Annotated in this window: 13 protein-coding genes; 6 read left to right on the top strand and 7 right to left on the bottom strand. The window is 36.0% G+C overall.

Going from position 1 to position 13,229, the window contains the following annotated elements:
* Nucleotides 1-41 precede the first annotated feature (41 nt).
* Both ppa and cspE read left to right on the top strand, forming a co-directional pair.
* Nucleotides 42-572, top strand: a complete 531-nt coding sequence (gene ppa / locus GYY69_RS02505; protein WP_065561528.1) for an inorganic diphosphatase — start codon at nt 42-44, stop codon at nt 570-572.
* A gap of 390 nt (nt 573-962) precedes the next feature.
* Nucleotides 963-1,172 carry a transcription antiterminator/RNA stability regulator CspE gene (gene cspE / locus GYY69_RS02500; protein ID WP_025315032.1) on the top strand — a complete coding sequence of 70 codons (210 nt, stop codon included), beginning with the start codon at nt 963-965 and terminating at the stop codon, nt 1,170-1,172.
* 157 nt (nt 1,173-1,329) lie between these two features.
* Here the strand turns inward: cspE and gapA are convergent, their stop codons facing one another.
* Nucleotides 1,330-2,325: a glyceraldehyde-3-phosphate dehydrogenase gene (gene gapA, locus GYY69_RS02495; RefSeq protein ID WP_174796268.1), complete on the bottom strand. Its 996-nt coding sequence runs from the start codon at nt 2,323-2,325 to the stop codon at nt 1,330-1,332.
* 975 nt (nt 2,326-3,300) lie between these two features.
* Between gapA and asnA the strand changes: the two genes are divergently transcribed.
* The gene (gene asnA / locus GYY69_RS02490; protein WP_174796267.1) at nt 3,301-4,293 is read left to right on the top strand and encodes an aspartate--ammonia ligase; all 993 of its coding nucleotides are present in this window, start codon (nt 3,301-3,303) and stop codon (nt 4,291-4,293) included.
* Nucleotides 4,294-4,366: 73 nt separating this feature from the next.
* On the opposite strand, the gene GYY69_RS02485 is transcribed toward asnA, so the two are convergent.
* From GYY69_RS02485 to GYY69_RS02465, 5 genes are all read right to left on the bottom strand, one after another.
* Complete coding sequence (locus tag GYY69_RS02485; protein WP_174796266.1) at nt 4,367-4,756, bottom strand: DUF1161 domain-containing protein; 390 nt, start codon at nt 4,754-4,756, stop codon at nt 4,367-4,369.
* 370 nt (nt 4,757-5,126) lie between these two features.
* Nucleotides 5,127-5,390 (bottom strand): SemiSWEET family transporter, encoded by a 264-nt coding sequence (locus tag GYY69_RS02480; RefSeq protein WP_081303094.1) that lies wholly within the window; start codon nt 5,388-5,390, stop codon nt 5,127-5,129.
* A 743-nt stretch (nt 5,391-6,133) separates the two neighbouring features.
* Nucleotides 6,134-7,285, bottom strand: a complete 1,152-nt coding sequence (gene fucO / locus GYY69_RS02475) for a lactaldehyde reductase (protein ID WP_174796265.1) — start codon at nt 7,283-7,285, stop codon at nt 6,134-6,136.
* Between the two features lie 4 nt (nt 7,286-7,289).
* The gene (kdgT, locus tag GYY69_RS02470) at nt 7,290-8,258 is read right to left on the bottom strand and encodes a 2-keto-3-deoxygluconate transporter (protein ID WP_174796264.1); all 969 of its coding nucleotides are present in this window, start codon (nt 8,256-8,258) and stop codon (nt 7,290-7,292) included.
* Nucleotides 8,259-8,270: 12 nt separating this feature from the next.
* The gene (locus GYY69_RS02465; RefSeq protein WP_174796263.1) at nt 8,271-9,164 is read right to left on the bottom strand and encodes a dihydrodipicolinate synthase family protein; all 894 of its coding nucleotides are present in this window, start codon (nt 9,162-9,164) and stop codon (nt 8,271-8,273) included.
* Between the two features lie 218 nt (nt 9,165-9,382).
* Here GYY69_RS02465 and GYY69_RS12940 point away from each other — a divergent pair, with 218 nt between their 5' ends.
* On the top strand, nt 9,383-10,141 hold the full coding sequence (locus tag GYY69_RS12940) for an IclR family transcriptional regulator domain-containing protein (RefSeq protein ID WP_174796262.1): 759 nt from the start codon (nt 9,383-9,385) through the stop codon (nt 10,139-10,141).
* 27 nt (nt 10,142-10,168) lie between these two features.
* Here the strand turns inward: GYY69_RS12940 and GYY69_RS02455 are convergent, their stop codons facing one another.
* Nucleotides 10,169-11,572 carry an aminotransferase-like domain-containing protein gene (locus tag GYY69_RS02455; protein ID WP_174796261.1) on the bottom strand — a complete coding sequence of 468 codons (1,404 nt, stop codon included), beginning with the start codon at nt 11,570-11,572 and terminating at the stop codon, nt 10,169-10,171.
* A 173-nt stretch (nt 11,573-11,745) separates the two neighbouring features.
* On the opposite strand from GYY69_RS02455, the gene pdxS reads away from it, so the two are divergent.
* Nucleotides 11,746-12,633, top strand: coding sequence for a pyridoxal 5'-phosphate synthase lyase subunit PdxS (gene pdxS / locus GYY69_RS02450; protein ID WP_174796260.1), 888 nt, complete (start codon nt 11,746-11,748; stop codon nt 12,631-12,633).
* A complete protein-coding gene (pdxT, locus tag GYY69_RS02445) occupies nt 12,633-13,226 on the top strand; it encodes a pyridoxal 5'-phosphate synthase glutaminase subunit PdxT (protein WP_174796259.1) in 594 nt (197 codons plus the stop codon). Before pdxS ends, pdxT begins: the two co-directional genes overlap by 1 nt.
* Nucleotides 13,227-13,229: the final 3 nt, after the last annotated feature.

Below are 13,229 nucleotides of genomic sequence, written 5' to 3'. Positions count from 1 at the left end.
TATTAACAAACACTATATAAACTTAGATAGAGGATACAAAAATGGGACTTTTAAATGTACCAGCAGGTAAAGAATTACCAGATGATATTTATGTTGTGATAGAAATTCCAGCTAATGCTGATCCAATAAAATACGAAGTCGATAAAGATACGGGTGCTGTATTCGTTGACCGCTTTATGGCAACAGCAATGTTTTATCCATGTAACTATGGTTATATTAATCACACATTATCATTGGATGGTGATCCAGTTGATGTATTAGTCCCAACACCATACCCATTACAACCGGGTTCTGTTATCCGTTGTCGCCCAGTTGGGGTATTAAAAATGACTGATGAAGCAGGTCAAGATGCAAAACTAGTTGCAGTACCTCACAGTAAACTATCAAAAGAATATGATCATATTAAAGATGTTGATGATTTGCCTGAATTACTAAAATCACAAATCAAACACTTTTTTGAACAATACAAAGCATTAGAAAAAGGTAAATGGGTTAAAGTTGACGGTTGGGACAATGCTGAGGCAGCTCGTAAAGAAATTATTGAGTCATTTGAACGAGCAAAAAATAAATAAAATGGAGTGATAAAAAAATAATCGTTGATTAAAGCCATAAATACTATTTTATGGCTTTTTTGTTTTTGATTAATTTATTAACATTCAAAATTAATTAAAAGTTTTAACTATACAATAATTTGCCTTTTATCAATTTATAAGTAATTATCTAAAAAATTAAGAAAAACTAAATTCTAAGCAAAAAAAATTATTATTAATATCTTGCTTTTGGTTATAATTTATGCGGTAATAGCACTGGGTAAACAACAAAGTTGAAATTATGAAAACGACTAACTTTGGTAATGTGGTTTTGAACGTTTATCATGGTTGTGAGTTACATAATGAAGACAATGTTAAAACTCATACCAGCCTAAAAGGCTAATTATTAATTATTGTTAGGATGTCTAGTAAATGAATAAGAAAACAGGCCAAGTAAAATGGTTTAATGAAAGTAAAGGTTTTGGTTTTATCACACCTGCGGATGGAAGTAAAGATGTATTTGTTCACTTTTCTGCTATTTCAGGAGATGGTTTTAAAACCTTAGCTGAAGGACAACAGGTTGAATTTGCGATCCAAGATAGCCCTCGTGGACCAGCAGCAGCTGAAGTTGTTGTAATCTAGTTCAACTTTAAATAATTTATTTCCATACTAGCAAAACGCTCGCCTACAAGGAGATCGTTTTTTATATCAAAAAGCTAAAAAATTACACGTAATTTAGCATAGAAAAAAAGCGACCCTAAGGTCGCCATTTTAACAAAACTAGGATAAAGGCTAATTTTTACTTAGAAATAACAGCAATTAAATCTAATACTTTGTTTGAATAACCCACTTCGTTGTCATACCAAGAAACAAGTTTCACAAAGTTATCACTTAATTGAATACCAGCTTTAGCATCAAATACAGATGTACAAACTTCACCTAAGAAATCGGTAGAAACAACATCATCTTCTGTATAGCCAAGAACGCCTTTCATCGGACCTTCAGCAGCTGCTTTGATAGCTTTACAGATATCTTCGTATTTAGCAGGTTTTTCCAAACGGGCAGTTAAGTCAACAACAGAAACATCTGGAGTTGGAACACGGAAAGCCATACCAGTTAATTTACCATTTAACTCAGGAATCACTTTACCTACTGCTTTAGCAGCACCTGTTGATGAAGGGATAATGTTTTGCGCAGCACCACGACCACCACGCCAATCTTTATGAGATGGACCGTCAACCGTTTTTTGAGTTGCAGTAGTTGCGTGAACAGTAGTCATTAATGCTTCAACGATACCAAAGTTGTCGTTGATAACTTTAGCTAAAGGCGCTAAACAATTAGTTGTACATGATGCATTTGAAACGATATCTTGACCTGCATAATCTTTATCATTAACGCCGATAACAAACATTGGCGTGCTATCTTTTGATGGACCGGTTAAGACAACTTTTTTAGCACCTGCTTGAATATGCTTACGCGCAGTTTCGTCAGTTAAGAATAGCCCTGTTGCTTCAGCAACAACATCAACACCGACTTCGTCCCATTTTAAATTAGCAGGATCGCGTTCAGCAGTAACACGGATTGCTTTACCGTTAACAACCAATTTACCGTCTTTAACTTCAACTGTACCGTCAAAACGACCGTGAGTTGAATCATATTTAAGCATATAAGCCATATATTCAACATCTAATAAATCGTTGATTGCAACAATTTCAATGTCTGAACGTTTTTGAGCAGCACGGAAAACAATACGACCAATACGGCCAAATCCATTAATACCTACTTTGATTGTCATAACAATTACCTTCTTTTTTGTGTTTTTAATGTTAAAAATATTTCTTGTAAGCTATCAAATTTTAAAGATTTATTCAAGAAGATTCCTAATAATTAAACACGAATTGATTAAATAGATTAGACCAAGTCCAGGTTAGATAAATTATCGCAAATAAAATCATTGTGTTATTTAAATTAACCGCTCAGCATGATAAAGCATACTATAGTCATACATTACTCCCAAAAGTTTATATGCGCTATCGATTCAACCGAATAAAAAGCGAATTGAAATATTTCGCTTTAAATATCTATTAAAACTACTCCAAAACTATATTACATGCTAATAACCCAACTCAGTTGTATGAGCTAAACACTTTAATAAGTGTTGCTGTAACAGTTTAAGATTTTATTCAACCGTTCGGGTTGTTACCGATAATTGAATAAATACATTAGTGATAGTTACACTTCGCTCAGTTGTCGGCATATTCTGATGCAGAAATAAGATAAACAAAACAAACTATTGTTTTTGGTTAACAACAAAAAATACTAATATAATCAATGGTATTTTCGAGCGTTCTTTGCGAAAAATAAAACTTTTTTGGTGGTTGGAATGGATTAGGTGCAGTGCTTTTGAACGTCTACAGTTTAGATGTTCAAAATAGCTACCATGAACATTTCCAAAACCTAACCGCCCCCCCAATAGCTTATAGAAAACCTAAAAAAACTTCATTTTTTCAGATATAGCATTGATAAGATTTAAATTTTTAGTTTTTTTGATTTAAATCATGTTGTGAAAAATTCAGTATTTTCTTATAAAAAGAAACAAGTTAATGAGTTGATTTCGTTAATATTGCACTAAAATATCATTAAATAAATCCAATAATTTATATACCGTCGAACAAATCCAAGCTATAACCTTTTTATCTACATCTTGCAAAATTTATCCATCTAGTTTACTTTACCTATTCAGATAAAACTAAATAACTAGAGTGTAAGCATGATGATATCATTCAAAGAGCAACAACAGCGAATTAGTTTTGTTAAGCAATTTTTCGCCAATCAACTTGCCGAGCGTTTATCACTGCTCGAAGTGCAAGCCCCGTTACTAAGTAAAGTTGGCGATGGTATTCAAGATAATTTATCAGGCACTGAGCACGCAGTCCAAGTTAAGGTAAAAGCAATACCTGATGTACAATATGAAGTGGTACATTCACTGGCTAAATGGAAGCGTAAGATTCTAAGTGAGCACCATTTTGAAGTTGGCGAAGGCATTTACACCAATATGAAAGCACTACGCCCAGACGAGGATCAACTTTCGCCCATTCATTCCGTTTATGTCGATCAGTGGGATTGGGAAAAAGTGATTCGCCCAGAAGATCGCAATTTAACTTATCTCAAACAAACGGTTGACAATATTTATACTGCGATTAAGGCGACCGAAAAGGCAGTTTCACAGCAGTATCACCTTTCGCGATTTTTACCCGAATCAATCACCTTTATCGATAGTGAACAGCTATTAAAACGTTATCCTAATTTATCCCCAAAAGAGCGTGAAAACACCATAACAAAAGAACTAGGTGCGGTGTTTTTAATTGGTATTGGTGGTAAGCTGTCAAATAATGAAAAACACGATGTGCGTGCACCCGATTATGATGATTGGAGTAGTGATAACGATTTAGGCTCTAAAGGATTAAATGGCGATATTTTAGTGTGGAATCCGATTTTAAATAGCGCAATTGAAATTTCATCAATGGGCATTCGAGTCGACCCAGAGACATTAAAACGTCAATTAAAATTAACTAATGATGAAGATCGTCTACAACTAACTTGGCATAATTCATTAATTAATGGTGACTTATTACAAACTATTGGCGGTGGCATTGGTCAATCGCGTTTGATAATGTTACTGTTACAACAAAATCATATTGGTCAAGTACAAGCAAGTGTATGGAGCGATGCTGTCAAAGCAAATTATAGTCAATTGCTATAACAACACACCATACAAACATAGGGCTTTACGCCCCATGTTTTTGCTTTAAAAACACTAGTTCGGTTGCCGTAAATTATTGACTTTGTGTTGGAGTAGATTCGGTATTTTGTAACACTGGTTGCTGCTGTTCAGTTGGATTTATTTTTGATGGCTGTGATGCTTTATCAGCGCCGCTTTGCATTGGTTCATCTTTTGCATTGCTAGTCTTATCTTGCGACTCAGTTGCTAATCCGTCTAAACGAATATAAACAATATGTTGCTGACCACGATCACATGATCCTACTATTTTACCTTCAATTTGTTGTTCGGACTTATCAGCTGGTTCAAGTTTGAGTTGAAACAGAGATGGAGAAACGCCATTATTTTTGATTTTTTCGGCAATATTATTGCTAATTTCTTCACAATTTGATGCCGCAGCTAACATAGGTAAACCAAGTAAAAACAAACCAATTAATTTTTTCATTTTCTATTCCTTTCATATATGATGAAATTATCGTATGCATTATAAAACGATTAGTCAATCTGTCTATCTTGTTTTAATGTGTGATTAAAACAATTGCCAACATAGTTACACATCTAACAAACTTGTCATTTTGTCGGATAATGTTAATGCGAACCGCCTAACTCAATTTATTCACTATAAAATTTGATAAGTGTTTAACAAACCTGTTGATAACTTAGTAATACAATGATTATTAATTATTTTTTTAAAAGATTAAATCTTAACCAATCCTGTTTGTGATTTTATTTTGTTGAAAAAAATTAACCTTAATAAGTAAAATAGCCATAAAAAAAAGTAAAAAAGTAATTACTACTCAATAGTTTAATAACAATCATAGCGCGGTAAAAAAAGCGATTAAACCGAAAAATACGCCAGGAGAATTAGCAATTGCAATTGGCCAGTCTTTCTTTTCTCTCAATAAGCCATAGCTAACCCAAAGCGAGCAGTTAATAGCTGCTGCTAACGGTTGAGTAGGATTTGATTTAAACCCATGTAAATTATCAATGATTTGCGGCACATAAGAAACATACATCCCTAATGATGCTATCGTAGCTATAATCCCTAAAATACGAAAAGCCTTTGGTGAAAGATGCAAAATTGCCTCCTAATATCGTTTATGATTTATCATCTAATACCAATGATTATAGCTAGTTAGAGTATTGTCAGTAAACCATAAACTGGGAAAAGCGGTGTAAATTAGGTTAAAATAAGTCGAACAATTACCCTAGTTTGACTTATGAACTCATATTATTTATAAGGGATTGACATTTAATCATCAGGTTATAAAGACGTCCCAATCATTTGTAATGCAGCGTGATAACAACTAACACGGCGTAACTAATTTCAATAATTGGTTAAATGGTTAATGTTACTTAATCTCGCCTTCAACTATTTTAGTCAATTATGTTGCTGATAACGCAAAACGGATTTGAAATATTTATTCACCATATGATTTGATAAGTACTGAATAAGCCTGTTGATAACTCAATAATATAATGATTACTTATTAATTTTTAAAAAGGTTAAATATTAAATTATCCTAATAATGGTTTTATTCTGACTACCCAGCCCGCTTTTTTAACTTTTTGAACTCACTTGCTAAGCAAATAAACTCATGTGTTTTGCTGGCATTACATAATGACATAAATAATAGTTTAAAGAGTAAATCGAATAGTTAAATACTAACAAAAAGGCGATAGCCATAAGCCACAACAAATGAACTATCGCAATAGGCCAAATATTTATTTTATGTAATGATTTATTACAAATTCAACATAACCTATTCATCAACACAATCATCCTTGTAAAATTCAAGTTATGGAGAATTTTTATCAAAAGTTAATAAACATAGTGATATAACATTTCAATATCCTTTACATTAACCTCTCGTGGATTGCCACTAGTACAAACGTCGGCAAATGCAGCCTGAGCAAGCTCGGGAATATCTTGCTCTTGAACGCCAATATCACGCAATTTAGCCGGAATGCCGACATCTTTATTTAGCTGTTTAACCGCTTCAACGACATATTTGCGAACCTCTTGTATTGGCTGATTTAAAATATCCTTTAATCCCATTGCTTTGGCAATATCACGGTATTTGTCACCAGTTGATTCAGCATTAAATTCCATGATATAAGGTAATAAAACAGCATTAGCAACACCATGAGGGATATTATAAAAAGCACCCAAAGGATGTGCCATACCATGAACAAGCCCAAGGCCTACATTTGAAAACCCCATACCGGCTATATATTGCCCCAGCGCCATATCTTCTACGCCTTTAGGATCGCCTTTAACCGATTCGCGTAATGCACGGCTAATAATTTCTATCGCTTTTAAATGCATCATGTCTGATAGCTCCCATGCACCTTTGGTGATAAAACCTTCGATAGCATGCGTTAATGCATCAATCCCCGTTGCTGCTTTTAAACTAGCGGGCATCGAAGCCATCATTTCGCTATCAACAATAGCAACAACAGGAATATCATGTGGATCGACACACACAAACTTACGTTTGTTTTGTTCATCGATAATAACATAGTTAATGGTGACTTCGGCTGCTGTTCCAGCTGTGGTTGGAATCGCAATAATTGGCACAGCCGCTTTTTGCGTATTAACTGTCCCTTCTAAGCTACGCACATCAGCATGCTGCGGATTATTAATGATAATACCAATCGCTTTAGCCGTATCTTGTGGCGAACCGCCACCGATAGCAATTAGATAATCAGCCTCTGACTTTTTAAATCTTTCTACCCCATTTTTAACAATACCAATAGTTGGGTTTGGAATTACTTCGTCAAAAACATCATAATTAAGCCCAAATTTATCTAATAAATCGGTAACTTTTGTAGCGATTTTAAATTTAATAAGATCTTTATCTGTAACGATAAGTGCCTTTTTAAAATGGCGTTTTTTTACTTCATCAATCAAATGGCTAATTGATCCGGCACCAAAGTACGAGGTCTCATTTAATATCATACGATAAGTCATACTATTACTCCTTAATTTGAATATTTTTTGCAATATACTTGCTAAATAAAGAGGTGATGATTGGGACAACAATCGAGGTAATTACCACCGATGCTGCAACAAGTGCGGTTGCGGCAGGTGCCGCTTCGGCAAAAGTTGGGGCAACTTCAGCTACTAAAAAAGGGGTTGCCACAGCAGCGCCGGCAGTACCTGATGCAGCAATTCCTGCAACGCCTCGACCGCCACCTACAAATATATCAGCCAATATAAGCGGTATACCTGAAACAACAATAACAAAAACAGCCAAAAATACGCCTAAGAATCCTGTTTTAAAAATAACGGTCAAATCAATTGTGTTACCTAAAGCAAAAGCAAAAAAAGGGATGAGTGTTTTTGTGCCAACACTAAATAAGCTTCTTAATTCTTCATCTAAGTTGCCTAAAATAAACCCAACAATAAATGGAATTAAGACACCCATTAAATGCTCTGGTTGAAAGGATGCCAAACCAGCAGAACCTAAAATAATCATAGTCATTAAAGGTCCTGACTCCATGGAAATTAATACTGATGCACCAGCTTCTTCTTTAGTGCCATATTCTTGCATTAAAGAGGCATACAATCCGGCATTGGTCATATCGAGCGACGCCACGATGGCTAAAACCGATAAGCCCGCAAAAAATCCCGTTTTAACTAAGCCATCATCAGGCAGTATTTGTGTAAAAATAAAAGCGCATGCCCATGCTACCGCTAATTTAGTGGCAACTAATGTGCCTGATTTTTTCAGTACTGTACCAGTTGCGCTCACTTTTATTGAAGCGCCCATGCAAAATAACCAAACCGCCAAAATGGGCACCACACCATTTATAATACCGTTAGTAAAAGAACCAAAGTATTTAGCAGTTCCAGGTGCAAAAGTATGCAAAAACGCACCTAAAAAAAGAGGTACCAGCATCATGCCACCAGGCACTTTATCGATAAACTTTTTGATTTTCATAAATAAGCCCTTTTATTGACAGTTAAAAAGTTTTTTTATTTTTTCAATTTGTTCACCACTTAATGTTCCACCAAAATTCCGCGATCTTGGTTCTAAATAATGTTGTTTTTGTTCTACCGCAACTTTAATGGTTGTTACAAAATCATCGCCAATGCTGTAAATATTAGACAATTGGCTGATTTCTTTATGTAATCGAGTCAGTTCATTAAAATCGTTTTGCTTAAAGGCGGCCATTACACTGGCAAAAATTTCAGGAACAACATTGTTAAGACCCGATAAAACGCCTGCACCACCATTCATTAAATTCGGCACGAAATACTCATCAAAACCAGAAAATACAGAGAAGTCTTTGCGAATTTTTTGTGAGGCCAACACGATAGAACGAGTGTGAGATGCACAATCAACGGTATCTTTAATACCAATAAATTTTGGAAAGTCAGATATTAATCGAGTGACTAGTTGTGAATCAACATCGCACCCAGTTCTAGCAGGAAAATTATATATAAACCAGTTACCTACAAATTTTGAATCTAAATATTTATAATATTCATATAATTGATTTGGTGTTTGTGCAAAATAGAAATGTGGTAATGCCATTACGGCGCCATAGCCAGCATCAAATGCTGCATCAGCAAGCTTTACCATATCGTCAACAACGGTGGTTGATACGTTAACAATTAAAGGTAAATCAGTAAATTGATGAGCTTGCTTAATGATTTCTAACCGCTCTTGTATGGTCATGGTGACAAACTCACCAATAGTGCCCATAACCAAAATTCCATTAATTTTTGAATCAGTTAACATTTTGTAGTGCTGTTCCATCGCACCAAAATCGATTTTATTTTGACGGTTAAACGGGGTAATTGCAGGACAGATAGCACCAAAGTATGGATTTGAATTACTCATAATAACTCCTAATTAAATTAACAACATTATATTGAAATTAATTTCAATATAATGTTGTTGATAAATCAACTCAACTTAATTACGGGGAAATAGCTCACTATTTATTAAAAATGTGACGGCGATCAAATATTAGGCAGAATCATCAAGAAAGAACGGCTATTGTTGAAACTAAAAAAAATATTTATACTTACAACAACTTCAATACATGAGTTTAATTTGTGACAACAGAAATAACAACGCAAGCGCCTGCCATCGATAAAGCAACCCGAATATTTCACTTTATTGCAAAACACGATGGCGCCACTTATACCCAAATCTATCAAGGATTATCGTTACCTCAAAGTTCAACATCAGCATTACTTGCCAGCTTGGTTACTAATGGCTTATTACGGCAAAACGAGGGTAAGTATTTTTTGGGCCTTGTCTTTTATGAATTTGGTAATAATGCCATTAAACAATTTAATATTAAAGATTTGGCAACTGAACCGCTTTTGTTTTTGCGCGATAAAACACAACTTGCGTGTCATTTAGGTGTATTAGATGGCAATTCTGCTATTTATTTGGCTAAAGTCGAAAGCCCAAGCGCTATTCAAGTTAAAAGCTGGTTAGGCCGTAAGCTTTCCTTACACAGCTCTGCACTGGGTAAAACACTTTTAGCATGGGAACCCGAGCAACGAGTTGATAACTTGTTCCCAAACGAAAACTTACCCATAAAAACGCAAAACACTATCACCACAAAAACTGCGTACAAAAATGAGTTGAAAAAGATACGTGAACAAGGTTGGGCATTTGATAATGCTGAAGACTTTGACGAAGTAACCTGTTTAGCTGCGCCCGTTTATGATAAGAATGGCAAAGTCATTGCCGCAATTAGTACATCGGGGGTTCGATTTCAAATGCCAAACGAAAGAATAAACGAATTTGTTCAATATTTGCTAGCAGCTACAAAAATGCTATCCGATAAAATAAGAAGCTAGTGGTTTATTTTTGTGACAATTTGTTTGTTACCTAACCAATGGCGGTACAAAATGACCAAAGCTAAATCTTGTTGTCCCAAGGCTATCGCCAAAATCGGCACCTTGTGACACAATCACACCATTTAATAACAGTTGATTAAGTAGCGCTAATTCTTGCGCTACCGTGCTCACCGGTAAATGAGCATATAAATGAAAGCCCCCTAATGGTGCTTGGTATGTAATATCACCACAAAAATAGCTATCTAACCATTGCATTAATTGCTCGGCTTTGATTTGCAGTGCTTGCCGTAATTGTTGTTGATGGACTAAATGATGATGTTGCAAATATTCTTGAGCTAATAATTGTGGCAATATACTTAGACCCGAATCAATATGTTGCCGAATTTTGGCCAGATTTTCGATGATGCTACGCGGAGCGATCATCCACCCAACACGAATATTTCGTCCTATATATTTTGATAGCGATCCTAAATAGATAACTTGATTATGCTGATCCCATTTCTTAATGGGCAATACCGCCAAATCAGGTTGAAATGCTAAACTACTGTAAGCATCATCTTCAACAATTCCAATACTTTGTGAACGGCAAAATGCCAGTATTGCTTGTTTTCGCTTGTCGCTCATAACAAAACCGCTCGGATTTTGAAAAATGGGATTCAAAAACAACCACTTAATTTGATGTTGCTGCACGCAGTTGGATAAACTTTCAAGCATAATCCCCTCATTATCGCACGCAATACCGTACAAACGTAAGCCCGCCGCTTGAAACAAAGGTAATGAGTAAAAATAAGAGGGAGACTCAATTCCAACCGCATCACCAGGTTTAAGTAATCCCTGCGTAATAAGAAATAACGATTGCTGTGTGCCCGATGTAATTAAAATTTCATTAATATCAACTTGCATGGAAAACTGCGCTTGCATATAAAGCGCAATTTGGATTTTAAGCGATGGCAAACCTAATTGTAGTGTATCGCTGTTTTTTTCGTGCATAATCAGTTCATTTAACGAAGTATTTGGTAGCTGTAGTTTAGGAATCAAATTGGTTGGCAAATCGCCATTAGCTAGATCGCAAATATATGGTTGCTGCGCTCGAACTTGCGCTACTTTTTGTTGATAAAACGATTGTTTATTTTGATAAAAATGCGCAGGTAACCGCCAATTAATTGATGAATACGCTTGAACGCCCCACTTTTGATGATTGACATAAGTACCACTTCCTTGTCGCCGGATCAGCACACCACGTTCAGTTAACAGCTCTAACGCATGCACAACCGTTGAGCGATTGATACCCAATTTTTTTGCTAGTTCGCGTTCTGAAGGTAGCCTCTCTCCCGCAATCAATACGCCCTGCTCAATATAGTGCTCGATAAGTTGCGTGACTTTTTTAAAAAGTGATCCAGTAAATTGTACTAGTGTTTGTCTATTCCACATGGTTATTTTACTTTAATGTGTTGGTCGCTTTAAGCATTTTGCTACGACAAATTCGTTCCAAAAATTGGATGGTTTAATTATAGTCCAATTGGCTGTTTTTTGCTGAGCTTTATTTTTGAATAATATTGCAAATTTAACAATATTATCATTATTGATTTAATCAGGAGCAAAAAATGAACCAAGTCATAGGCACACAAACAGTTAAACGTGGCATGGCAAAAATGCAAAAAGGTGGCGTCATTATGGACGTTGTTAATGCAGAGCAAGCAAAAATTGCTGAGCAAGCCGGTGCGGTTGCAGTAATGGCTTTAGAGCGAGTTCCTTCAGATATTCGCGCCGCTGGTGGGGTTGCCCGAATGGCTGACCCAACTATTGTTGAACAAGTCATGAATGCTGTTACTATACCGGTGATGGCCAAAGCACGCATTGGGCACGTTGTTGAAGCCCGTATTTTAGAATCAATGGGCGTTGATTATATTGATGAAAGCGAGGTATTAACTCCGGCTGATGAACAATATCACTTACTTAAGGATGAATTTACCGTACCTTTTGTATGTGGTTGTCGTGATTTGGGCGAAGCATTACGTCGAATTGGCGAAGGAGCATCAATGCTACGCACCAAAGGTGAACCCGGTACCGGCAACATTGTTGAAGCAGTGCGCCATATACGTAAAGTAAACGAACAAATCCGCCTAGTAACAAGCAAATCAAAAGATGAATTAATGACGTTTGCCAAAGCAATTGGCGCACCATATGAACTGGTTTTACAAATCAAACAGTTAGGAAAATTACCCGTAGTTAACTTTGCTGCCGGTGGCGTGGCTACTCCTGCCGATGCAGCATTAATGATGCAACTTGGTGCTGATGGTGTGTTTGTTGGATCGGGTATTTTTAAATCCCAAGACCCAGAAAAGTTTGCGAAAGCCATCGTACAGGCCACCACTTATTTTAATGATTATCCACGTTTAGCGCAGCTTTCAAAGGGCTTAGGCGAAGCAATGAAAGGCATTGAAATTAGCACGCTGGCTCAGTCAGAAAGAATGCAAGATCGAGGCTGGTAATGACAAAAGCATCCAAACAAAGTCATATTAAACATATTGGTGTACTCAACTTACAAGGTGCGGTGAGCGAACATATCACTATGCTAAAAAGTATCGACAATGTACAAGCGACTTTAGTACAAAAACCCGAACAATTAACTAAACTAAACGGTTTAATCATTCCCGGAGGCGAATCGACAACCATTAGCCGTTTAATTAAACAAAATGGACTTGTCGAACCGATAAAACAATTTGCCAAACAAGGAAAAGGCATTTTAGGTACTTGCGCGGGACTGGTGCTTTGCGGTAACAGCACAACTCATAACGAGGTCGAATTGTTGGGCTTAATGGATATTTGTGTTGAACGCAACGGTTTTGGACGGCAAATTAACAGCTTTGAAACAACTTTAGAGATACCAACGATTGGTGACCAAATCCCTGCTATATTTATTCGCGCACCTTATATTGCCAAAGCAGGAAAAGGCATTGAGCAACTGGCATTTGTCGATCAGCACTGTATTATGGCACAGCAAAATAACATCTTAGTTTGTGCCTTTCATCCTGAACTAACAACCGATAATCGTATTATGCGTTACTTTATTGATAAATGTTAGAAT

Origin of the sequence: Gilliamella sp. ESL0250 (assembly GCF_013345045.1) — a bacterium.
Lineage (GTDB): Bacteria > Pseudomonadota > Gammaproteobacteria > Enterobacterales > Orbaceae > Gilliamella > Gilliamella apicola_H.
Note: the sequence above shows the minus strand (reverse complement) of the source record. Positions and strands in the feature narration are given on the sequence as shown.